Genomic DNA, 24494 nt, shown 5'->3' with positions numbered 1-24494 from the left:
AAATCCTCCATCCATCTTTATAAAAATTCATTCGAACCGATGACTTGATATCCGGCCAAAATAAAAAGCCCCCTCATCCCTAAAAAAGGGACGAGAAAGCTTTGCTTCCCGCGGTACCACCCTGGTTAGAAAGATTCACAAAGTGAATCCAACCTCTCGAGCATTCGTAACGTGAATGAAACGCTTCATTTACTTTCTGCAAAAGCAGGTTCAACTCAGAACTCAAGGGTGATCTTCAATATCTTCGCTTATTCCGGGCTTTCACCATCCCCGGTTCGCTAAAAATAAGTGTGTGAAGAATTTACTTTCCCTGTCATCGTCTAATGTCATAATGAATAGTATTGTTAAAAAATTATATGCGAAAAAAGTGTTCAAAGTCAAGGAATCGTTTAAATTTCCTCTTCCACTTTCTCATTTAATTCTATTTCAGTCGCATCTACTTCATAATCCAGCAGATGGTCCCAATCGTCATTGTCCAGCAAATCCAGCTGCGCTCCGACAAGCATTTTAAAACGTGTCCGGAATACTTTGGATTGCTTTTTCAAATCTTCGATATCCATCGCTATTTTCCTTGCTTTCACAAGTGACTCATTGACGATCCGGTCCGCATTTTTCTCTGCTTCCTTTATGATCAGTTTCGCTTCTTTTTGGGCATTGCGCCTTAATTCTTCGGCTGCCTCTTGTGCGACAATAATCGACTTATTAAGTGTACCCTCGATTGTCGTAAAATGTCCCAAACGATCATAAGTCTCGTTCAGCTTATCCTCAAGTTCTTTCTTCTCTCTCAAAATCAATTCATAATCCTTAATGACCTGATCGAGAAATTCATTTACTTCATCTTCATCATACCCTCGAAATACTTTGTTAAATTCCTTGTTATGTATATCTATCGGGGTTAAGGGCATTACGGCACCTCCAGAACGGTTTCTACTCTAGTATGTTAAAACTCTATATTCGACAATAAATGTATGAATCCTGCTTGATATTGAATTATTTTTGTCTGCCTAACGAGATTCTCCACTTATCCTTCTTGGTTTTCCCATCAATTGAAGCTATTTTACATCTGCCAAAACCTCTGATTGAAAGTGTATCACCCTCACGGCATTCTTCCGAGACGTTTTCCGTTTGCTTGAAATTAACCTTTACTTTTCCTGATGTTATCAAGGCCTGGGTTTTTTGACGGGACATATTCAGGACGGACGATAGCACACTGTCAAGCCTAAGGGAACTGACTGTGGTGACTTGCTCTTCCCATTTTTCATTAACTTGGATGATATTCTCGATTGGAAGCCTTTTGATCGAAACGGAAGCGCTACCTATTTTCTCCAGGTTTCCTGTGAGGTATAAATCCATCTCTCCGGCAGCGATAAATTGAATATGCTCCTCCGTCACTATTATATCACCAAATTTTTCACGTTTTACCCCTAGTGACATCAAGGTTCCAAGTATTTGCCTATGTTCAAGCGTAACAAACTTTTTTGGATAGGAGATATCGTATAAGGAGATATTGAAATCCGATGGTTCAGGAGAGTAATAATCAGGGTAAATGAGCACACGCTTTCGCTCTACGAAATTGCTCCCGCCATTAAATTGCAGTTTCGCATCCGGATCATTCCCTAATAAGGAAGTAAGGATTTCCTGCTGGCGCGGATCAAGAAAATCAGATAGTTTCGGAGCGTAGGAATTCTTGACCTGATCGATCCAATTCATTGCCTGATCAATAAAATCTTTTTCCTCCGGCCTGAAATGCTGATAAATACTCATGATTGAATAAATGCTCCTTAGTTATCAAATTAATGGTCGATCATAAGGAATTGATTAAATTGTTCTTCGTTGCTACTACACAGCGGAAATTTTCCGACTGTGTAGTAATATGCATGTCAGGTTAATTGTTGTTGATCATCCTATTAAAGTCTGTAGGTAATAGATTCCATAACCGCTGGCAAAGTTAAGCACCAGCAGGGCCACAAGCGGTGAAAGATCAATCATGCCAAGTGGCGGTATGAACTTTCTGAACGGTTCTAAATACGGTTCGCAAATCTTTTCCAGGAATTGACCAATCGATGTCTCCCTTGCGTTGGGGAACCATGACATCAATATGTAAACGATTAATGCCATTGAATAAATTTCAATTAAATAATATAAACCTTGAAGCACTAAACCCATTAACCATTACCACCTCGCTTCTTCGTACTCCTCATCGGCGGCGAAGCCGGTAATATTACCGGAAACATCGACGTTGTCCGGGGTACATAAGAATATATCTGTTCCGATTTTTTGGATGTCCCCGCTGATTGCATAGACAGTCCCACTTAGAAAATCGATGATTCGCTTTCCTTGATCATGCTGGATTCGTTGAAGGTTTACAACTACTGCACGTCTATTTTTTAAATGGTCAGCTACCTCCTGGGCTTCTGCATAAGCTCGAGGCTCCAATAATACTACTTTAGAAGATTTCTGTACGCTTTGCAAACTTACGATATTCTGATTGGTATTATTCCCTGCAGAAGCGGGCTGCTGTTGTTTAGCTGACTTCACGGCTTTAGGTTCAGCCTCCTCTTCTTCCAACTCTTCATCCTTGTACTCATACTCATCATCCAGCGCGAAATAAGATTTAAATTTTGATACGAACGACATCTATAGCGTACCTCCTTAAAATTATTCGCCTACAAGTGCAGTACCAATCCTAATCATTGTAGCGCCTTCCTCAATGGCAATCATGAAATCATTGGACATCCCCATGGACAATTCAGTGCAGGGAGCATGCTTCAAACCGGCATTTTGTATTTCCGCCTGGATGCCCTTTAGTTTCCGGAAGCACTCCCGCAAAACCTGTTGATCATCAGTCAATGGAGCCATCGTCATCAATCCTGCAACATTCACCTTATCAAAATGAGATAACCCTTTTATGAAATCCATTGTAGCTTCAGGATTCAAGCCATGTTTTGATTCTTCACCTGAAACGTTCACCTGCACTAAACAGTTTATCGGCTCATTTGCGCGTTTTTGAATTTCTTCTGCCAAAGAAATGCGATCCAATGAATGGATATACGCAATTTTATCGATGACATTTTTTACTTTGCGTGTTTGCATGGAGCCAATATAATGCCAGTTGGGCTTGTCCTTCAGCACTTCATATTTATTCAATAGCCCTTCGTCACGGTTTTCACCCAAATCGCTTATTCCCGCTTCCAATGCTTCCTTTGCTCTCTCGACCGAAACATATTTTGTCACTGCGATTAACTTTATACCTTCACGGTCCCTGCCACTATTTTCACATGCTATATTTATTTTTTCTTCGATGTTTTTTAAATTGTCCACTACTTTCACTGTTACCCTAAATCCTCCTTCCAACCGATAAAACTCATCAATCTACCTGTCTTTCCGTTATCGCGGCGATGTGAAAAAAACAATTCATGATCACAGCTTGTACAGTATGATGAAACGTCGATCTGACTTTTTGGAATTCCTGATTTTTGAAGAATCAATGCATTAAGTTGCTTAAGATCCAATCGATATTGTCCTTCACTGATTAAATTATAGGGCTTTTCGTCATTATCTACCAGCAAATTCTGCACTAAATCGATGACTTTAGCATCAACTACATAGCACTTAGAACAAATCGACGGCCCAATAACAGCAAATATCTCCGTTGCCTTTATACCCTCATTTAGCCATGCCTCAACCATTTTTCGTGCAATTCCATTAACGGTACCCTTCCAGCCGGCATGTGCCACCCCAATCAAACCATGTGCCGGAGCAAGAAAGTATAAAGGCACACAGTCCGCATAGCAAAGAGTCAATAAAACATTTTGATCTTTCGTATAGAATCCGTCAGTTGCCTTAAAGGCTGAATCATAATCCATTGAACCCCTCCCGCCATCGCGTTCGGTAACATGATGGATTTTCGTTTCATGCGTCTGCTCGGCCCCTACCCATTCATTAAACGGAAACAACAGCTTATCGGCTAAAATCCTGCGGTTTCCCTGGACATCTTCAAGCTTATCCTTGACATGAAAACCGGTATTCAATGTTTGGAAATCCCCTGTACTGACTCCCCCATTCTTTGTGGTGAAGCCCGCTACGAGCTGGAGATTTTGTTGTCTCCAGCTGTCAATGAGCATATATTGGTCTTTTATTAAAACAAATGGCTCTTTCATCCTTTAACCTCTTTATTTTTTAGTCTAGTGTATCATATATTTGCGCCATGTACCTTTAAAACCGTTCATCTTTCAGCTCAGCTTGAAATACTGTCTGATGTTCAACAAGAATGACATCCGCACCTATTTTTTTTATTTTGCGCCATGGGATTACTATATCCTGTTCCCTGCCGAAGAAGCCCATTAGCCTTGTTCCATTTGAAACGATGATGGCCTCTATTTTCCCCGTGGACGTATTGATTTCAAGATCTGACATATTACCTAGTTTCTTTCCATCCGCTATATTGACGATATCCTTAATTTGAAATTCGGAAATCCTGGTCACATCACTCAGCTCCTCAAAATTTCATCATAGATGTTGGTCCTATTCCTATGTATATGACATGATTCACTCAAGGATGAAGAATACGATAAATAAACGTCCATTCATTTCATGACTTACCTTCTGAAAGGGGTTTTTCACAAAATAAAAAAGCCGCTATGGAAAAGTTGCTGATAAGCGGGTAATCGGCATTTGCCCTACCCGCTTCAGCTAACTTTTTCTCATGTTCAGCTTCTACTGTTGGATATTTTTATTCATTTGCTTGATTGCCGCTTTTTCCAATCGGGATACCTGCGCTTGTGAAATGCCAATTTCCTCGGCTACCTCCATTTGCGTCTTCCCTTGGAAGAAACGTTTGCGAAGGATCATTTTTTCCCGGTCATTCAACCGTCTCATTCCTTCATTTATAGCTATCTCATCAATCCAGGTACTATCTTTATTTTTTTCATCACTCAGTTGGTCGAGTACATAAATCGGATCCCCGCCATCATTATAAATCGGTTCAAAAAGGGAAACTGGATCTTGTATAGCATCTAGTGCAAAAACAATTTCTTCATGAGGTACTTCCAACACCTTGGCGATTTCTTCAGCTGTCGGCTCACGAAGGGTCTGGCTTATGAGCTTTTCTTTTACCTGTAAAGCTTTGTAAGCGATGTCTCTCAAAGAACGGGATACCCGAATAGGATTATTGTCACGAAGATATCTTCTGATTTCTCCAATAATCATCGGTACAGCATACGTTGAAAACTTAACATTTTGACCTAGGTCAAAGTTATCTATCGACTTCATCAACCCTATACAGCCTACCTGAAATAGATCATCTACATACTCTCCCCGATTGTTGAAGCGTTGAATGACGCTTAGAACGAGTCGAAGATTCCCGTTTACCAGTTTCTCTCTTGCTGAAATATCGCCATTTTGCAGTTCTTTGAAGAGTTTTCTCATTTCTTCATTCTTTAAAACCGGTAATTTTGATGTATCCACACCGCAGATTTCAACCTTATTACGAGACAAAATTATTCCCTCCTCACAGGAGCGCTGTACAAAAAACAGTATTTCCGCGGGAGGAAAAAATATGCACATGGCTAGAACTGAAAATCACCATTATTTTTCATTATGGCTGCCAAAGTATTGATTTAATTGGCATTTATCCACTTTATTTTTTTACACCATTTTATTAAATTCTTTCCGAAGCCTCTTAATAATCCTTTTTTCCAAACGTGAAATGTAAGATTGGGAAATCCCCAGCATATCGGCAACATCCTTTTGGGTTTTTTCCTCTCCACCTGCAAGTCCAAACCGGAGTTCCATTATCTGTTTTTCACGCTCGGATAACTGCGTAAGTGCTTTCGTCAACAGCTTGCGGTCAACGTTTGCCTCGAGGTCTTTCGTGATAATGTCATCGTCAGTTCCAAGAACATCGGATAACAGAAGTTCATTTCCATCCCAATCAATATTCAGGGGTTCATCAAAAGAAACTTCAGAACGGATTTTATTATTTCTACGTAAATACATTAATATTTCATTCTCGATGCATCTCGAAGCATATGTAGCGAGTTTAATTTTCTTTTCAGGATTGAATGTATTCACAGCTTTGATCAAACCTATGGTACCAATGCTAATTAAATCTTCAATATTGATGCCCGTATTTTCAAATTTCCTGGCAATATAAACAACCAGCCTTAAATTCCGTTCAATTAAGATCGATCGTGCAGCTTCATCGCCCTTGGGTAATTTATTGATCAGTATTGCCTCTTCTTCCTTTGAAAGGGGCGGTGGCAGTGCCTCACTCCCTCCTATATAAAATATTTCGTCCGTTTTCAATCCGAGCTTGAACAATAGTTTGTACCAAAAATAAGTGAGCCGAAGAATGAATTTCTTCAAAATAATTCTCCCTTCTAATAAACGGATTATGGGTCTAAATTTAGAGTGAATCAAAAAGTTCAGGAGGCATTTTGCACCGGTATCCCGGTTAACATTTTCGGATGAACGATAGATTGATAGCTATTGTCGGGAGAGAGTTGCTGAAAGGTAAACGATACGAGACCCTGCTTAACATGATATTCTTTTTCTCCCTTTAAGATTTTAATGTAATCCGGTTTAATTGCGGTTAACAGCTGGTGTTCATGACCAACGACTTTAAAAGGGATGACACGCATTCTACCAGTCCATGAATACTCGGGCTGTACTTCCTGGCTAATCAGGTTATCAGGGTTTTTAAAGAGCTCTAGCATATCGTCTGGAATTCCCGCTTCCCCGCCTGAAAGTGAAATGATCATGACTGGGGAACGTGTAATCGGATCATATAATTGATTGCCGCTATCCACCAATCCATAAAACGTACCTTCAAAGTCAGAAATTTTAACCGAGACCGAAACCATTTGTTCATGCGAAAGCTTTGTCATCTCCATCCCTTCAAGTGTCCTCTTGGAAAATTGCCAAGCGAGCGGGAAGCCAATCATTACAAATATCCAGCTGACAGGGTCACCAAAACGATTGATTCCTGCATATTGGCCAGGGTCCTTGGAAACGATTTGAAATTCAAATAGGTAGTGAAGTCCAAGAAGGATTCCTCCCGCTAAAAACGTCACAAAATATAAGGTGGCCACCGATTTCATAAAAAGTTTTAACCTATTAAACCCAAAGGTTGCCAGCACCATGACCAGGGATACTAAAATCTTCATGTACACTCGGTCGGCAATTGCATAAAAAGGAGTGAATGCCAATACGATAATGAGGGAGCCTATCAGCCCGCCGATGCATACCCGCCAAAGAGCTACCCTTCGTTTGAGGATGATGGCGGTCCAATATAAAAGGAGGCAATCAAATAACCAATTCAATAACCAGATCACATCTAAATATAAGGTCAAATACCTACCCTCCTTTTATGAGCTAACCTTCCACTAGCAAAAAGTATAGCGTACCTGCCCTAAGAAAGTGTGTCACTTTTTGTACTGAAAACTTAAGAGTTTTTCAGTCATTTTTACCCTTTTTGTAGAAAAACAGCTATTGATATTTTCAATACTGTCTTAGAGTCTATCCTGCTCCCTTTTACTTCTGTCGATTTATGTTTTAAAAGTTTAATAATTTCTCGATGCTCTTTTCTTTTTTCATTTACGTATGAAAAGTGAACGAAAGCTTAACGAAAAGAGGGTACTTACCCCAGATACTCCATCATGCAGCGGAAACAGGTCTTCCACCGCATAGGGACATTTAGACATCAATCAAGGATGCTATTATTAAGATTTCAGCTAGCCTTGGAATCGAGTGACACCGCTCGAGAAAAGTCCCATTATTCCAAAGTCCTTGGAATCGAGTGCTTTTTTTAGGCATGCATCTTTTAAACGGCAAAAAACCGTCCCCAAATGGGAACGGCATATGACGTCTATATTAACGACGTCTATTACGGTTACGGAGGAAGGTTGGAATGTCCAAAGCCTCTTCACCTTGATTAGCATTACGTGCAGGCTGTTCATTGACTTCTTCTCTCTTCACTTCACGCTTCACGTTTGACTGTGGCGTTTGTTGTGCCTGAGGTCTTGATTGCTGCTGTTGTCCGAGTGTGGGACGTCCAGTAGGCCTTATTGAAGCTTCAACCTCGTTAAAGCCTGTGGCAATCACTGTAACGACGATTTCATCTTTAAGGTTTTCATTGATAACCGAACCAAAAATCATGTTTACGTCTTGATCGGATGCAGTAGCCACGATATCGGCCGCTTCCTGGACTTCAAAAAGACTTAGGTTCGTTCCACCTGTTATATTCATCAGTACGCCTTGGGCACCATCAATCGATGTTTCAAGCAGCGGACTGGAGATGGCTTTTTTTGCCGCCTCTGCTGCACGGTTTTCCCCGGAGGAAATCCCGATTCCCATAAGAGCGGAACCTTTGTTGGACATGATGGTCTTAACATCGGCAAAGTCCAAGTTAATAAGACCTGGAACTGCAATTAAATCTGAAATCCCTTGTACCCCTTGACGTAGAACATTATCGGCTTCACGGAACGCTTCAAGCATTGGCGTGCTTTTATCGACGATTTCAAGAAGACGGTCGTTCGGAATGACGATTAGTGTGTCAACCGATTCCTTCATGGATGAAATGCCGCCTTGAGCCTGTGTTGCACGTTTTCGGCCTTCGAAAGTAAATGGACGAGTAACAACACCCACTGTAAGAGCCCCTAAATCTTTAGCAATGCCAGCGATGACAGGAGCCGCTCCCGTTCCAGTACCGCCGCCCATTCCAGCAGTTACGAATACCATATCGGCACCTTTAAGCGCTTCTTCAATCTGCTCTTTGCTTTCTTCTGCAGCTTTTTTTCCTACCTCCGGATTGGCGCCTGCACCTAAACCGCGTGTAAGCTTTCCACCGATTTGCATTTTAATTTCTGCTTTTGATAGATTAAGTGCCTGTGCGTCTGTATTGACAGAAATAAACTCGACACCCTGTACACCATGCTCGATCATTCTGTTTACCGCATTGTTTCCGCCGCCGCCAACACCTATTACTTTTATCGTTGCTAATTGTTCTAAATTAGAATCAAACTCCAACATGACAATCCTCCTATTTTGACGAAATTCCCGATTCTTAATGATTGTTATTCAAAAAAGTAACCCAGGATTTTTTTGAATTTAGATTCACCTTTTTCACCTTGATTTTTAGCCGTGTTCTCTTTGCTTTTCTGAGAAACCTTTTGGCTGCGCTGGTCATTATCTTCTTGTGCTTGTCCAGCTGCTACAGGAGTTTTATTAGCGGTGTTTTTTTGCATTCTCTCTTTCTTGCATGCGTGTTTAATCAGACCAACAGCTGTCGTATAATGTGGTTCCCTAACACCGATGTAGTTCGGTTCAGCTGTCCTGACGCGGTTTTGGAACACATATTGAGCAAGCTCCAGGACTCCCGGCATCTTAACTACGCCCCCGGTCAACACAAAACCACCCGGAATATCCTGGAAGCCAAGTCTTCTCAAGTCATCTTGAATCAACTCGAATATTTCGGTCACACGCGCTTCAATGATATCCGAAAGCATTAACTGGTTGCAGGGCTGCTGCTGGTCGCTGCCGATGATCGGTATTTGGAATACTTCATCTTCAGACGCGTCATCATAAAAGGCATGTCCATGCTTTACTTTTATTTTCTCAGCTTCTTCCATCGTTGTCCTTAGAACGATTGAAAGATCCTTCGTAAGTGTTTCCCCGCCTATCGGTATCACAGACGTATATTGTAAATAGCCTTGTTCGAAAATTGCAAGAGTCGTGGAACCTCCCCCAATATCGACAAGTGCCACACCAAGTTCTTTTTCATCCTTGGATAAAACAAGGGAACCTGCGGCTAAGGGCTGAAGAGCGATATCGGTTATTTCTAACCCTGCCCTTTCCACACAACGCAGCGTATTATGTAAAATTGTCCGAAGACCTGTGATTAAAATCCCTCTCATTTCCAACCGAACACCTATCATGCCCCTTGGATCACTGATTTCATCAAGTTCATCAACTTTGTAATGAATCGGCACCACGTCGATAATTTCCCTGTCGGACGGTATCGTGATTAACTCCGCCGCTTCCCTGACACGGAAAACGTCATGCTCAGTAATTTCTTTATTGTCACTGGATACCGCTACTACCCCATGACAAGGCTGAAGCGTCACGTGATTTCCACTTATACCTACGATTACCTTTGTTATCTCCATCCCAATCATCCGTTCTGCTTGTTCGACAGCCTTTTGAATGGATTGGACGGTTTCATCTATACCGACGATTGAACCCTTTTTGAGCCCTTCTGATTTAACATTTCCAACGCCGATTATATTTAATGTGTCATTGACCATTTCCCCAATGATAACTTTTACACTGGATGTACCGATGTCAAGACTTACGTATATTTCGTTGCTGTTCATTCCATGGCACCTCCTTCAGGTTTTACATGTATTAGTAGAATAACATTTTTATATCTAAAGACTTATTCATTATAAAATAACAGAACTGATTACAACAACTCGCTAATTCATTATGCGGTTCATTTATCATTTCCCAAACAAACTCGTAGATTCTTCTGTTTTCAAGTGCTTATTGTTCGCTTCTCAACATAACTGATATCATTTCTAAACTAGATACTGCCATAAACTATTCGTCATTTACAACTTAATTCCCTTTAAAATTATAGATTTTTTTTCTGCTTTTTCCGGGAAATGGACCATTTTTCAATTAGTATCCTTCTAATCAGGGCGATATTTTGAAAGAGCCTTACGCCGAACACAAAGATTGCGGCTAAATACAAGTCTACACCAAGATGTACACCTAGAAAAGCCAAACCTGCGGCCAAAATAATATTAAAGAAGAATCCTGTTACAAATACAACTTCATCATAAAGGTTTTGCAGATGAGCCCTTATGCCTCCAAATAAGGTATCAAAAGCAGCAAGCACGGCAATGGAGAGATAATTTGAATATTCATGGGGGATATCGAAATCCACCAAAAAACCAAGGGTGATTCCAATCAAGAGTCCAAAAACTGGCAACCACATTACGATTCCCCCCCATCCATAATGGGTTCCATATGTTCCACATTAATAGCATTTTGGTAGGCCGGCAATGTCAACTCACCTGAAGGTGCCTTAATCAGCACTTCAAAATTATCTATAAAGAAATCATCCATAAGTTCAGATCCTTCAATACGCTGCTTCAATTTCGTTGGATTAACGGTAATTGCCTTTATTTCGACCGGGTAATCAACTAGAGGGTATCCGTCTATTTTCGGCTGCCCATTTATATCACGAATAACCGATGTTGAAATATACCTTTGTCCTGAAATGGAAATTTCGTCAGCGCCAAACCTATACATTTCATTTATGAGCCGAATGATCAATACAGGTGAAATATACTCGATCCTCTTACCAAGAAGGATTTCTTCTTTTATGGGCTGTATAGACACGATTACCCCTTTACCTTTTATTTCGGTCAAACCTGCATCAGTCTTTAATTCGGTCAGGGTGTCACGTAATACTTCCTCTTTACTCTCATTTTTCTTTGTTTCATAGGATGCAATTTTCCCCTCAAGCTTACTGATACCCTCTATTAATTCCGCCTGGGTCTGCTGTTCTTTCAATAAATCATTTTTCAGCTCCCACATATCCCTTGTATCGGAAACGACAGGGTGATTCACCAAATTGAATTGAATTGCGAGCATGAAGCCAGCAATCAACGTAACCAAACTAAAAGAAAGCTTTTTTTTCATTTCCAGTTTCTCACCAATCTTTCATCGAATCCGGCGATCTAATCACCCTCCAATAATTGGATCAAAAATGATATTCTTTTGCTTTTCCACTGTAAAGATAATATTCTCATTAACCAGCTGTTCCTTTATGCCACCGGGTAAGTCCAGTGAAGCACCCAGGACATCAGGGTCCCCAATCGCAGAAATGATAAATGGAGCTGGATGCTGATGGCCATCAATTGTGATCACAGGCCCATTACATACTATGTAAGAATCATGATTTAACCTTTGACCGTTAATCGCAACAGCCTCTGCACCTGATATGTATAGTTCATTGACGACCTTGAAGACATGCTGTTCATGAACCAGGTAGTTATTAACATTGGCCTCTGAGTCCATATCTGTACCATCTTCAAGAGTCACCTGAAGGCCTGTGCCTTTCACTTTCACTTTTCCAAGAAACATCCGGTATTTTTCCGTATCCTTGGCCAAATTGAAAAATAACTGCTTTTCCTGCGCTAGGTCTTTTTCAATTTTGGATACATTTTCTTGCTTTTGAAGGAGTTCATTCTGAAGATCCCTGTTCTGTTTCTCTTGTTCGATCAGTTGCTGCCTTAGCTCATATTCCTGATCCCAGGCTTTATCCTTCACTACTCCTTTACCATCTTTGGTCAGATTGTAAGAGAAGGCAATCATAAATCCGAGAACAACGCAAACTAGGGGTAAGACCACCCGTTTGCCATTAATTTTCCTCATTGGTGCCTTCCTTTTGTTCAGCGTCTTCATATGCTTTAAAATAAGAACCCACTTCCAGATCAATGACTCCCTTTACCTTTGGATCCAACTGGCTGACAATCGATGGGTAGTGGATCATTTTCTCGTATAAAGTCCGGCTTGTCGCACTTACTTCAAACCCATCGTTCATAAACATGACGATATGGTAGTCATCGGTTTTGGTTGGAGCATAATGAATTTCAGATATGGCATTCTGAATCTCGACAGGAAGCTTGTCCAGCTCTTCTAAAAGCAACTTTAATGCTTTACCCTCTTTGAAACCAATTAAAACCGGGGCAAATACTGGAATTTCGCCTGTTGCTAATTCCTCCAAAACCGAACCGTTTTCCAAAATTGGAGCAAACTTACCATTATTGGACAGATATGCCATCCTATTATGTTCCGAAACCGTGATTTTAATGGAATTAGGAAATACAGGTGTTACCTGAACGCTTTTTATTTCCTTATTTTTTTTGATATTAGCGGCGGCGGTCCCTGTATCAACCTTCCAGATGCTTTGATCCTTCTTCACCTTACTCAATTTAATGATCTGCTTTGAAGTAAAATAACGATTCCCCTCTACCTGCACGGATTTCACGTAGCTCAACGGGGATAAGAAATACAGCACACAAGCAACCAGAATGAAGAAAAGGGAAAGCAAAAGAACAAGTCGCCTGTTTGCTTTGCTTTTTCTTAATTGTTTTAATTTCGGGATGCGGTCCTCAATGGAAACGATTTTTCCCTTTTCCATCCCATTCACCTCTTCCTGAAAAAATGGATGGTTTATGACACAGTACGGTTCAAGACAAACTTAAAATTTGTTTTTAATAAACTTTAAAAGGCATCACATTATAACACAATATTTGGATATAAAGAATAAATCCTCTGTTATTTCCGGCCGATTATTTCCACTTCTGTTTCCATTTCAATTTCAAATTTATCATACACAGTATCCTTCACATGCTGTATCAAGGCTTGAACATCCGCAGCACTTCCAGTACCTGTGTTAACGATAAAGTTTCCGTGCATCGGTGAAATCTGCGCTCCACCAATCGAGTGTCCCTTCAGGCCGGCATTCTCCACCAATTTACCTGCATGATGTGGAAGTGGATTCCTGAATATGCTACCGGCACATGGCAGATTATACGGCTGGGTTTCTTTTCGATAATTCTTGTTATTCTGCATTCTTTCAACGATTTCGGTTTTATTACCCTCTGTCAATTGAAAAATGGCCTCCAGTACGATTCCAGGTCGTTTCTTTTGAAGTAGAGAGGTTCGATATGAAAACTCCATTTCTTCCTTCGAAAGCCAAGCTAGGGTTCCATCTTCAAAAAGAACATGCGCCTTCTTGAGGATTACACTCATATCGGAACCGTGCGCACCAGCGTTCATATAGACAGCTCCGCCGACCGAACCAGGGATCCCACTGGCAAATTCCAATCCTGCATATCCTTTTTTACTGATTTGAACGGAAAGGCTGACAAGTGACACCCCAGCTCCCGCTTTAATATCGCAGCCATTCAACTCGAAATGATCAAGTCCTTTATCCAATTTAAGTACGGCACCTTCAATTCCGCCATCACTTACAAGTAAGTTCGAGCCCCTGCCAATCGCCCTCCATGGTATCCCATGTTCTTTGATGACCTGCATCGTTTTTTCTATATTTTCAATGGATGATGGCACGATGAATAAATCAGCCGGCCCCCCAATTTTCATAGTTGTATGATTCGCAAGCGGTTCTCGTTCAAGAACTTTGCCGATTTTCATTTCAGTTAATTGCTTTATCACTTTATCCATGATAAACCTCCTTGTTGTTCCAAAAATTCCAAGTTATGATTTTCATTTCCTCTTACATGAGGTCATTTATTTTACAAGATTGATAATACCTTTTAAACAGAAAAATGAGCAGAAGCAAGCCCCAGTACGGCCTAACCCTCTTATACTATAGTCTAAACAAAGCAGTATTGCCAATATTTATTATGGATTCCCCCACATTCATACATGGTAATATTTAAGCGGCATTTCATTTATTTCTAATTTCCGGCAAGATATCCTCCAAAATCAGTTTCCTGCAAGGGTTTTCATCGTAAGAATAAAAAAAGGAAAACCCTGCGTTTAACAGGGCTTCCCTTTGCCAACCATATATTTTCCTGATGTCAAAACCTTGAATAACGGCTAATATTCAGGAGCACTCCGATCGCCATCAACATAAGTGTCAAAGATGAACCGCCATAACTTAAGAGAGGCAAGGTGATACCCGTAACTGGCATCAATCCCGTTACTACCCCTATATTGATCATCACTTGAATGGCGACCATTGCAATGATTCCCACCGCTACAAGGCTCCCATATAAATCAGGGGCACCAAGTGCGATCCGAATGCCCCGCCAAAGCATGAGTGCAAATAACAATATGACCAGAGAGCCTCCGATGAAGCCAAGTTCCTCGGAAAGTATGGCAAAAATGAAATCGGTCTGCGGTTCTGGTAAATAGAAAAACTTTTGGCGGCTCTGCCCGAGTCCCAGTCCGAACAATCCACCGGGCCCGATTGCATAAAACGATTGAATCATTTGAAAGCCACTGCCCAAAGGGTCTTCCCAAGGATCCAGAAAAGATGTGATCCTTTTTATCCTGTACGGCGCTGACAAAATCAGGCCGATAAAACCTACTACCCCTATTAGCCCCAAGCCGACAAAATGGCTGATTTTTGCCCCGGAAATAAAAATCATAACGATGCATGTTCCTACCATTACCGTTCCCGTTCCAAGGTCGGGCTGTAACATGATCAATCCAAATGCCAAAAACACTAAACCCAAGGATGGAAGCATCCCTTTTTTAAAAGAGGTGATCAGCTTTTGCCGTTCGGATAAAAACTTAGCCAAAAAAGCGATCATCGCTAGCTTCATGAACTCAGATGGCTGTACCGAAAAGGCACCTACACCAATCCAGCTCCTCGATCCATTTCTTGCCATCCCTATACCTGGTACAAGCACCGCCAATAACATAATGAAACATATGATGATGAGAATCTTGGCCCAAGTCCGCCACGTCCAATAATCCACATTCATGATGAAAAACATGGCTATGACACCAACGCAGGCAAACAGCAACTGCCTTTTAGCAAAATAAAACGAATCATCAAATTTATATGTTGCCCAAATGGCACTAGCACTGTAAACCATGATTAATCCAACGGTCAAAAGACTTAAGGTGACGATAATGAGAATAAGATCGGGATTCGATTTTTTTAATGGCACGGACATCCACCTCGAGGAAGTTTTTCGAGCCTGTACGAATATAAACATCAATGCTGATTGCTTGTCAGCACTTTAGTCAAAAAAAAAGCGATAACGGCTCATTATCGCTTTTTTCCAAGGTGTCAACGTAGAAGCAGGTTCACTTCTCTTTTGCGAAAGCTCTTACTTAAGTTTATGCACGGCCTCCATAAACATGTCTCCTCTTTGCTCAAAAGTTTTATATTGATCCCAGCTTGCACAAGCAGGGGAGAGAAGAATGCAGTCGCCTTCATTTGAAAATTCAAATGCTGCCGGTACGGCCTTTTCTACATTATCGACACGTTTTATATTCGCTATTCCTATTTCTTTGGCTACCCGCTCAATTTTTTCTGCCGTTTCGCCAAAAGTTATCACGGCTTTGACATTTTTCATAGCCGGTTTTAACTCATCGAATTCATTTCCGCGATCCAACCCGCCTGCCAATAAGATGACAGGTTCCGTAAAGGATGTTAGCGCTTTGGATGCAGCTAGGATGTTCGTCGCTTTCGAATCATTATAAAACTTACGGTTTTCGATCGTCGCTACATACTGCAGACGGTGTTCCACACCAAAAAATGTTTTTAGGACAGTCTGAATGGCTTCGTTAGCGACACCCTTCAGTTTGGCCGCCGAGATGGCTGCAAGCACATTTTCCAAATTATGTTTTCCAGGAAGGGCTATCTCTGAAACATCAATGACTTTTTCTCCTCGGAAATAAACGGCACCTTCTTCCACATAGGCGCCATTCTCATGTTTCACTTCAGTTGAAAAAGGAACAAGTTCAGCCTTAGTCTTTTTCGCCATGGATAAAACGGCATCTTGATCTGCATTAAAAATCATGAAATCTGAGCCTATTTGATTTTTCGTAATCGCAGCTTTTGCTTCTGCATATTCCTGTTTGGAGCTATGATAATCCAAATGCGCATCATACAGATTAGTCAAGATCGAGATTTCAGGACGAAACTCCTCTATCCCCATTAACTGAAATGATGATAATTCAATGACGATCGAGTCATCGGATTTTGCTTTTTCAGCAACACCAGAAGCAACTGTACCGATATTTCCAGCAATAAGCGGGGATTTTTCACCGATTTTCAACATTTCGAATACCAATGTTGTCGTAGTCGTTTTTCCATTTGTACCAGTGATGCCTATGAAAGGGGCCTCACTGATCTGATAGGCCAGTTCAACTTCCGTGATAACTGGAATCCCTTTTTCCAATGCCCCTTTTACAATAGGATTCCGATAGGGGATTCCCGGGTTTTTCACGATCAACTCGAAACCTTCATCAAGTAGCTCGATCGGATGACTTCCGCAGATGACTTTGATTCCCTGTTCAAGAAGTCCTTGGGCTTCAGGATTTTCCGATAATGGCTTCATGTCATTAACCGTCACGAAAGCACCTAATTTATGTAGAAGCGAAGCTGCCATCACTCCGCTTTTTGCCAATCCTAATACCAATATCTTTTTCTCTGAATACTTTGCAGTCTCTTTCAATTATATCCACACCTCTAAATAGATTCCGAGTACCGCACACAGCAGCCCCACTGTCCAGAAAGTCACGACGACACGCCATTCCGACCAGCCAGAAAGCTCATAATGGTGGTGAAGCGGACTCATTTTAAAAATACGTTTACCAGTCGTTTTAAAAGATCCTACCTGTAAGATGACAGAGAGGGTCTCAATGACGAAGACTCCGCCAATGATTACCAGGAGGATTTCAAGCTTGGTTAACAGGGCGATGGTAGCGATGGCTCCTCCAAGTGCCAAGGAACCTGTATCCCCCATGAATACCTTTGCAGGATGGGCATTGAATACCAAAAATCCTAGTACTGCACCGACAACCGCAACAGAAAATATAGCGACATCATATTGTGACTGACTCCAGGCCAAAATGGCAAAAGCACCAAAAGCAATGGCTGATGTGCCTGAGACAAGTCCATCAAGCCCATCCGTCAAATTGACGGCATTCGAAAAACCTACCAGCCAGAAAATAACGATGAAGAGATAAAACCAGCCAAAATCAACAGCATAGTCTGTACCTGGAATCGTCAATTCAGGATTAAAACGGTCTGTCTGCTTAAAGACGAAGTAAAAGATGACCGAAATCACAATTTGTCCAAGCAGTTTTTGCTTTGAAGTCAGTCCTAGATTACGTTTCATCACCACTTTGATGAAATCGTCCAAGAAACCTAATAAACCAAATCCTAAAGTAACGAATAATAATAAATAAGTTTCGGTTGATGGTTCCGAAAATTTAAAAGTCATGACAAGTGTAGCGATAGTAACAGATAGTAATATGACCAAACCGCCCATGGTGGGTGTTCCCGTTTTCTTCAGATGCGATTGTGGGCCTTCTTCCCTGATACTTTGCCCGAATTTCAATCTTCGTAAAAACGGGATGAAAACCGGCGAAAGAAGAACGGTTACTAAGAACGCCACCAAAATCGTATAAAAAATTACTTGTTCCAACATTCCTTATTCCCTCATTCCTAACACAATTCAAAATAAAATTCTGCTTGTTGTCATTTCTTGTTTGTTGACGGGGCAAATTCACCGCTGGTTCAAACTGAACCCAAACGACTTTGAATCGCCTTTACTGCTTCTTCACGGTCATCGAAGTGAAGCACCTCGTCACCGACCAATTGATATGCTTCATGACCTTTTCCAGCAATTAAAATAACGTCTCCCTCTTCCGCCTTGGCAACTGCATAATTAATCGCCTGCTTGCGGTCTTCGATAACCGTATATTCTTTGCCTGCTACACCAGCTTCCATATCCCGCAGGATTTGGGCAGCATCTTCACTGCGTGGATTATCCGAGGTGAAAATCGGGTCAGTCGCCAACCTGCATGCAATTTCGGCCATGATAGGACGCTTTGTCTTGTCTCGGTCCCCGCCGCAGCCCACTATCACAAAAATTTTCTTTTCAGCAAACTCACCAACAGTCTTTAGGACATTCTCTAAACTGTCCGGTGTATGGGCATAGTCAACTATGACCGGGAAGGACTGATTTGCTGTAATAAGCTCAAAACGGCCTGCAACACCTTTTATATCCTCAATTGATCTAATGGTCTCATCTAGATCGTTACCCGCGCACAGAGCGGCTGAAATGGCTGAGAGAACATTATAAACACTGAATTTACCAATTAGCTTCAGCTGAATGAAACGCTCCTCTTTGCCCACTGTCAAGGTGAATGATGTGCCATTTGCATCAATTTTTATGTCCTTGGCCCTGATATCCGCTTCTTTGTCTATCCCGTATGTAACGACTGTAGCAGCGGTCACTTTAATGAAATCAGCTGTTGCCTCATCATCAACATTAAGAACAGCATATTTTGGACGGTTTTCTATGTAGGCATTGCCGAGCTGGGAGAAAAATAATGATTTTGCCTGCCTGTATCTGTCCATGGTTTTATGGAAATCCAAATGATCCTGTGTGAGATTCGTAAAAACGGCAATATCATAATCACAGCCATGGACGCGACCAAGCTCAAGTGCATGCGAAGAAACTTCCATAATGGCCGTGGAAACAGACGCTTCGGCCATTTCATGAAAAGCCTTCTGCAGTGTAACGCTATCTGGCGTCGTATTCTTAGTTTCGTATACCGTATCGGCAACTTTTGTATACATCGTGCCAATCAATCCTGTTTTTTCATTTCGATCCTCGAAAATCTTTTCCAATAAGTGACTGGTGGTCGTTTTTCCATTCGTACCTGTAATTCCAATCAAGCGCATCTTTTGCGTAGGATGGCCATAAAATGCATCGGCAAGCATTGCCATCGCCCTGCTTGAATCCCTGACAACGATCACGGGAACATCGAGGTCAAGCGGCCTTTCTGCAATGACTGCTGCAGCTCCATGTTCTACAGCAGATTGGGCAAAATCATGACCATCGACTGTATAACCTTTTATACAAACAAATAAACTTCCGTCTATGACTTTACGGTTATCATTTTCAATGGAGGTGATTTCAGGATTTTCTCCTTCATACGTAAATAAGGAGTGTAAATAAGATAGTAATTTGTGAAGCTTCATTTTTCCATCCCTCTCAACTTAATTTGAGGATTCATTATATGTGATTAGTCTTGGCTTGTCGAGAAGCCAATTTCAATTATACGGGGTTATCACGACTCCGTAAACAAAGCGGCTGATGATTCTTCAGCCGCTTTAACTATTCATATATTATATTATACTTATTCTGTATTTTCGCCAAGATAAATTCTTATCGTAGACCCTTCTTTTACTTTAACACCTGGATCCGGAGCTTGATTTATGACTTTATCCCCATTGCCGGCAATATCCAGCTTAAGGTCGATGAGCTGGGTTTGCAACTCTTTTTTGCTGAGTCCCACAACGTCAGGTACCTCAACCATGACAGGATCCGTCCAAACAGTTTCCTTCTCAATCTGGTTTTTTCTTGGCTTGATGCCCATGGCCCTAAGTGAATCCTCCATGATATTCCCTACGATCGGAGCAGCAACGACCCCACCGAATTGTACTGTTCCTTTCGGATTATCCACCGCTATATAGACAACGATTTGCGGATCATCCGCTGGAGCGACACCAATGAATGAGAGAATAAAATTATTTTCAAGGTATCGGCCATTTTCAGCTTTTTGTGCTGTACCCGTTTTCCCGCCGACTCGGTACGACTCCACGAATGCTCCTTTACCGCTCCCTTTAGCAACAACGGATTCAAGTGCTTCTCGGACTTTCTTCGAGGTTGCTTCTGAAATTACTTTTTTCTTCGCCTGCGGGGTCTTTCGCATCAGTACTTCTCCATTTTTTGGATCTACCAGTTCCTTTGCGATATAGGGCGTATACAACGTACCTCCATTCACAGCCGCCGATACCGCTGTCACCTGCTGAATGGGCGTTACGGCAACACCTTGTCCAAATGCAGTGGTTGCCTGCTCAACAGGACCCACTCGATCCATGTTGAACATGATTCCTTTTCCTTCTCCGGTTAAATCAATCCCCGTTTTTTGTCCAAACCCGAAATCATTTATATATTTAAACAGCTTGTCTTTACCAAGCCGGTTCCCTAATTCTACAAAACCAGGGTTACATGAGTTCTCGACGACTTCAAGAAAAGTTTGATCCCCATGTCCTCCGCTTTTCCAGCAATGCAGTGTAGAACCTGACACTTCCACATGTCCGGAATCATAAAAATGTTCCTTTTGTAAGTCGACCTTCCCTTCCTCCAGCGCTGCAGCAAGGGTGATGATCTTAAAAGTCGAACCTGGTTCATATATACTCCAAACTGGTAAATTGCGGTTATACACTTCTGAAGGTACATTTTGAAAATTAGCTGGGTCAAAGGTTGGCCTGCTCGACATCGCCAATATTTCCCCTGTATTCGGGTCCATGGCAATGGCAATTAGACCATCGGGGTTATATGTCGCCTCCGCATTATCGAGCTCCCTCTCCACGATTGTCTGGATTTTGCTATCGATCGTAAGCTTCAAGTTATCACCATCAACAGGGGGCTTATAGTCATCGGCCATATTTTCGAGCCTTTTCCCTTTCGCATCAGAATAAAATTTAACAAATCCTTTTTCCCCACTTAGTTCCTTATCATAAGACAATTCAATTCCCATCAACCCTTGATTATCGGAGCCCGTAAAGCCAAGAACATGCGAAAGATATTCACCAAATGGGTAATGACGCTTTGAATCTTCAGCGATATAAACACCCTTTATCCCTAATGCTTTAATTTCCTTCGCCTTTTCGTGAGATATCTTTCTGCCTTCCGGGATTCTGACGCTCATCGCCTGTTTCGTTAACCATTGATAAGCCTTTTCCTTTGTCATATCCAATATTGAAGCAAGCTGTTCCGCCGTTTCCCCAGGATTCTCAATCTGTCTTGGGATGACATAGACTGTTGGTGCAGAAATATTCGTTGCCAGCTCGACACCATTCCGATCCAGGATTTCACCTCGTTTAGCTTCAAAAGGAATATTCCTGCTCCAGGAATCTTTAGCCAGTCCCGTCAGCTTATCCCCTAAATAAAATTGTACAATTCCCAAACGGACATCAATGATAAAAAAAACAACAATACCCACTGCCAATGCGATTGCCAGCCGTTTTCGGACAGTAACATTCGAAACACGCAAAAACAGGCACCTCCATTTCATACATGGTTCAATATATGCTTGTCTGCCCGATGCTAGACTAAGAAACTTTTAAAGAAATAAAAAGGGAATCCGTTTGGATTCCCTCTTTATCATCACTCTGTTTTCTCTTTATTCGGTATATCCTCTGCAGCTTTAGGCTGGGTTAATTCAATATTGAAGGTATCTCCTTCCTTCATCTTTTTCCCAGCTTCGATACCCTGTTTACTCACATAGCCAGTTCCTGTAGTTTTCAGATCCAGTTTTGCAACCTTAGCTAATTTCATGACATCGCGCAAGGACCATCCCTTCATCTCAGGAACTTTCATTTCCCCTTCGGTTTTCAAGATTATTTTTTCACCCTGTAATAGGGTACTACCGGCTTTCGGGGATTGATCGAGCACTTTACGCCCACTTCCGATCGTACTTACATCATAGCCAAGATCCTTCAGTTCTTTGACCGCTGAACTCTCGGTTTGATTCGTATAGTCAACGATTTTATTGGCTTTTTGTTTTTTAACATCAGAAGGTTTTATGTTCAGATATTGCAGGCTATTTTGCATGACAGGGTTAAATATCTCTGACAAAGGATCAGCCCCGACATAAGATACACCTAATTTCGGCTGCTTGACCGCCACATACATGACCAACTCCGGGTCATCTTTTGGAGCCATACCTAAAAAGGAGAATACATAGTTATTTTTCCCTTCTAAATATTTACCTGTCGGACCAGCAATTTGTGCCGTTCCTGTTTTCCCTGCTACTTCATATCCATCAATGGCATATTTTTTCCCTGTTCCTTTTTTCGCAGAAATTACCGTTTCCAAATAGTCTCGGACTTGTTTTGCAGTTTCTGCCGAAATCGGTTGCCCTGTCACTTTCGGCTTTGTCGTTTTCAAAACTTTTCCGGTATCCTGATCGGAAATGCTTTTTATCACGTACGGCTGCATCATTTTACCGTCATTGGCTATTGCGGAAGCAGCCTGGATCTGTTGAATCGGCGTAACGGTCGAACCTTGTCCAAAGGAAGTGGTAACTTTTTCAAGCTTATACTTGTATTGAATTTTACCGGTTATCTCGTTCGGCAAATCTATCCCAGTTTTTTTATCGAAACCGAACTTTGTCAAATACTCACGAAAAGTATCCGCTCCGATCTTATCCATTGCAAGAGTAGCAAAAGCGACGTTAGAAGAACGTTGAACCCCTTCAAGAAAGGTCATGCTCTTCCCTCTTTCGATTCCGCTATGATCATGAATTTCCCCTGAACCCGCTTTGTAAGTTCCTGCAACAAAAGTTTCATTTGGATTAAAGACCCCTTCCTCAACAGCCGCGGCAAGGGTGAATGTTTTCATGGTTGATCCCGGTTCAAAGGAGTCTTCAATAGCCAGGTTACGCCATGTATCCGTTAGCCCGACTCTCGTTGTTGGGTTGAAGGAAGGCCTTTGCCCCATCGCCATAATCTCCCCTGTTTTGGGATTGGAAACAATCGCTATGATTTCCTCGGGATCGTATTTTTGTTGCACTTTGCTCATCGAATCTTCCAGGAGCGTTTGTATTTTCTTGTCGATGGTAAGCATGACATCATTGCCATTATCCGGAGCAACCACCTTTTCCTTTGTATCCGGCAAAAGGAAGCCCCAAGAGTCACTGTCATATGTCAGCTCCCCGTTTGTTTCCTGCAATTGTTTATTGAGGTACTTTTCAATGCCGAACTTACCAGCCGTTTCTCCCGTTTTTTCATCTTTTTCTACATAGCCAATCAGATGGGATGCGAAGATTCCATTAGGATAAAAACGTTTATTGGTTCTTCCGAATGTAATTCCCGGCAGTTCCAATTTTTCTATTTTCTGCTTGACGACCTGAGTCAGATCCTTGCCGGCACTACCGAACTCTACCTGGTATGCCTCTTTTTTCGTTAACCTTTCATAGATGTCCTGTTCATCCATGTCGATATATTTAGCAAGCTTTTTCGCAGTCATCTCCGGATCTTTGACATGCTCAGGTTCCTTTTTACTGAGTACAGCCCTTAAAATATAGGAGGAAGTATCCTCGGCGATGACTTCACCTTTTGTATCGAGTATGCTACCTCTTTTTGCTTTTATGCTCTGTGTTTTTTGATATTTCTTGTCGATTTTCGAAGCCAGTACTTCCCCGCCTGCGGTACCAGTCACCTCAATATACAAAAAGCGGCAGATTAATACAAAAAAGAGCAGGCCGAATAAGAAAAATAATCCGGCTGCCCCATGCTTCATATTTTTTTGTTTCTGCATTATCACTGCACACCCTTCACATTATTCTCATTTAACTTGAACCCTAGAGCTGCAGCTTTTTTCCAAATTCTTTCGTATGTACTAAGTTCAGCAACCTGCACTTTCAAATCATCATTCACTTTTCCTTGTTCTTCAATTGAATTTTCCACTAGCTGTATTTCTTTATTCGTTTCATAAATGTCCGCTTGATTAGAGACTATTTTCACTCCCATAAAAGTAACCATGATAGCAAGGGCACATAGTAAGAAAACTTCACCAATGGATATCTTCGCTTTACGGATGACCACTGTCTGATGTGTCTGTTGCTGCTGTTGGTCTTCATTTTGCTGTTCTTGTATTTTTTTGGCTATGGAACTCATTCATGTTCCCCCT

24 protein-coding genes and 1 other annotated feature are annotated in these 24494 nt (G+C 41.6%); all 24 genes read right to left on the bottom strand.

Annotated elements, in window-relative coordinates; genetic code table 11:
• Nucleotides 1-83 precede the first annotated feature (83 nt).
• Nucleotides 84-326 (bottom strand) — a binding site (T-box leader).
• 63 nt (nt 327-389) lie between these two features.
• The gene (locus tag N9I19_RS01015) at nt 390-905 is read right to left on the bottom strand and encodes a DivIVA domain-containing protein (RefSeq protein ID WP_061462342.1); all 516 of its coding nucleotides are present in this window, start codon (nt 903-905) and stop codon (nt 390-392) included.
• Between the two features lie 85 nt (nt 906-990).
• The gene (locus N9I19_RS01010; protein ID WP_317776744.1) at nt 991-1764 is read right to left on the bottom strand and encodes a YlmH family RNA-binding protein; all 774 of its coding nucleotides are present in this window, start codon (nt 1762-1764) and stop codon (nt 991-993) included.
• 135 nt (nt 1765-1899) lie between these two features.
• Complete coding sequence (locus N9I19_RS01005; protein ID WP_034313862.1) at nt 1900-2166, bottom strand: YggT family protein; 267 nt, start codon at nt 2164-2166, stop codon at nt 1900-1902.
• 6 nt (nt 2167-2172) lie between these two features.
• Nucleotides 2173-2637 carry a cell division protein SepF gene (locus N9I19_RS01000; RefSeq protein WP_061462340.1) on the bottom strand — a complete coding sequence of 155 codons (465 nt, stop codon included), beginning with the start codon at nt 2635-2637 and terminating at the stop codon, nt 2173-2175.
• A gap of 21 nt (nt 2638-2658) precedes the next feature.
• Nucleotides 2659-3330 (bottom strand): YggS family pyridoxal phosphate-dependent enzyme, encoded by a 672-nt coding sequence (locus tag N9I19_RS00995; RefSeq protein WP_061462339.1) that lies wholly within the window; start codon nt 3328-3330, stop codon nt 2659-2661.
• A gap of 2 nt (nt 3331-3332) precedes the next feature.
• Nucleotides 3333-4160, bottom strand: coding sequence for a peptidoglycan editing factor PgeF (gene pgeF / locus N9I19_RS00990; RefSeq protein WP_317776743.1), 828 nt, complete (start codon nt 4158-4160; stop codon nt 3333-3335).
• A gap of 55 nt (nt 4161-4215) precedes the next feature.
• Entirely contained in the window at nt 4216-4485 is a 270-nt protein-coding gene (locus N9I19_RS00985; protein ID WP_061462337.1) for a YlmC/YmxH family sporulation protein, read from the bottom strand.
• Between the two features lie 231 nt (nt 4486-4716).
• Nucleotides 4717-5496 carry an RNA polymerase sporulation sigma factor SigG gene (gene sigG / locus N9I19_RS00980; RefSeq protein ID WP_061462336.1) on the bottom strand — a complete coding sequence of 260 codons (780 nt, stop codon included), beginning with the start codon at nt 5494-5496 and terminating at the stop codon, nt 4717-4719.
• A 150-nt stretch (nt 5497-5646) separates the two neighbouring features.
• Nucleotides 5647-6366 carry an RNA polymerase sporulation sigma factor SigE gene (gene sigE / locus N9I19_RS00975; RefSeq protein ID WP_053345247.1) on the bottom strand — a complete coding sequence of 240 codons (720 nt, stop codon included), beginning with the start codon at nt 6364-6366 and terminating at the stop codon, nt 5647-5649.
• 59 nt (nt 6367-6425) lie between these two features.
• A complete protein-coding gene (spoIIGA, locus tag N9I19_RS00970) occupies nt 6426-7352 on the bottom strand; it encodes a sigma-E processing peptidase SpoIIGA (protein WP_317776742.1) in 927 nt (308 codons plus the stop codon).
• A gap of 520 nt (nt 7353-7872) precedes the next feature.
• A complete protein-coding gene (gene ftsZ, locus N9I19_RS00965; RefSeq protein WP_061462334.1) occupies nt 7873-9030 on the bottom strand; it encodes a cell division protein FtsZ in 1158 nt (385 codons plus the stop codon).
• A 44-nt stretch (nt 9031-9074) separates the two neighbouring features.
• Nucleotides 9075-10373, bottom strand: a complete 1299-nt coding sequence (gene ftsA / locus N9I19_RS00960; RefSeq protein WP_061462333.1) for a cell division protein FtsA — start codon at nt 10371-10373, stop codon at nt 9075-9077.
• A 260-nt stretch (nt 10374-10633) separates the two neighbouring features.
• The gene (locus N9I19_RS00955) at nt 10634-10999 is read right to left on the bottom strand and encodes a small basic family protein (RefSeq protein WP_076366662.1); all 366 of its coding nucleotides are present in this window, start codon (nt 10997-10999) and stop codon (nt 10634-10636) included.
• Nucleotides 10999-11709 carry a DUF881 domain-containing protein gene (locus tag N9I19_RS00950; protein WP_061462331.1) on the bottom strand — a complete coding sequence of 237 codons (711 nt, stop codon included), beginning with the start codon at nt 11707-11709 and terminating at the stop codon, nt 10999-11001. Before N9I19_RS00950 ends, N9I19_RS00955 begins: the two co-directional genes overlap by 1 nt.
• A 42-nt stretch (nt 11710-11751) precedes the next feature.
• Entirely contained in the window at nt 11752-12444 is a 693-nt protein-coding gene (locus tag N9I19_RS00945) for a DUF881 domain-containing protein (protein WP_081108753.1), read from the bottom strand.
• The gene (locus N9I19_RS00940) at nt 12431-13213 is read right to left on the bottom strand and encodes a cell division protein FtsQ/DivIB (RefSeq protein WP_061462329.1); all 783 of its coding nucleotides are present in this window, start codon (nt 13211-13213) and stop codon (nt 12431-12433) included. The genes N9I19_RS00945 and N9I19_RS00940 overlap by 14 nt, the downstream gene beginning before the upstream one ends.
• Before the next feature lie 137 nt (nt 13214-13350).
• Nucleotides 13351-14259 (bottom strand): UDP-N-acetylmuramate dehydrogenase, encoded by a 909-nt coding sequence (murB, locus tag N9I19_RS00935; RefSeq protein ID WP_317776741.1) that lies wholly within the window; start codon nt 14257-14259, stop codon nt 13351-13353.
• A gap of 359 nt (nt 14260-14618) precedes the next feature.
• Complete coding sequence (spoVE, locus tag N9I19_RS00930) at nt 14619-15725, bottom strand: stage V sporulation protein E (RefSeq protein ID WP_061462327.1); 1107 nt, start codon at nt 15723-15725, stop codon at nt 14619-14621.
• Between the two features lie 156 nt (nt 15726-15881).
• Nucleotides 15882-17234: a UDP-N-acetylmuramoyl-L-alanine--D-glutamate ligase gene (murD, locus tag N9I19_RS00925; protein ID WP_089362413.1), complete on the bottom strand. Its 1353-nt coding sequence runs from the start codon at nt 17232-17234 to the stop codon at nt 15882-15884.
• Nucleotides 17235-18212, bottom strand: coding sequence for a phospho-N-acetylmuramoyl-pentapeptide-transferase (mraY, locus tag N9I19_RS00920; protein ID WP_061462325.1), 978 nt, complete (start codon nt 18210-18212; stop codon nt 17235-17237).
• Between the two features lie 89 nt (nt 18213-18301).
• Nucleotides 18302-19774 carry a UDP-N-acetylmuramoyl-L-alanyl-D-glutamate--2,6-diaminopimelate ligase gene (locus N9I19_RS00915; RefSeq protein ID WP_317776740.1) on the bottom strand — a complete coding sequence of 491 codons (1473 nt, stop codon included), beginning with the start codon at nt 19772-19774 and terminating at the stop codon, nt 18302-18304.
• A 158-nt stretch (nt 19775-19932) separates the two neighbouring features.
• Entirely contained in the window at nt 19933-21855 is a 1923-nt protein-coding gene (locus tag N9I19_RS00910) for a stage V sporulation protein D (protein WP_317776739.1), read from the bottom strand.
• A 113-nt stretch (nt 21856-21968) separates the two neighbouring features.
• The gene (locus N9I19_RS00905) at nt 21969-24122 is read right to left on the bottom strand and encodes a penicillin-binding protein (RefSeq protein ID WP_317776738.1); all 2154 of its coding nucleotides are present in this window, start codon (nt 24120-24122) and stop codon (nt 21969-21971) included.
• A gap of 2 nt (nt 24123-24124) precedes the next feature.
• Nucleotides 24125-24481, bottom strand: a complete 357-nt coding sequence (ftsL, locus tag N9I19_RS00900; RefSeq protein WP_061462321.1) for a cell division protein FtsL — start codon at nt 24479-24481, stop codon at nt 24125-24127.
• Between the last annotated feature and the right edge of the window lie 13 nt (nt 24482-24494).

This window comes from Peribacillus sp. CSMR9, from assembly GCF_033141925.1.
GTDB lineage: Bacteria > Bacillota > Bacilli > Bacillales > DSM-1321 > Peribacillus > Peribacillus simplex_A.
This window is presented reverse-complemented; position numbering and strand designations above follow the sequence as displayed.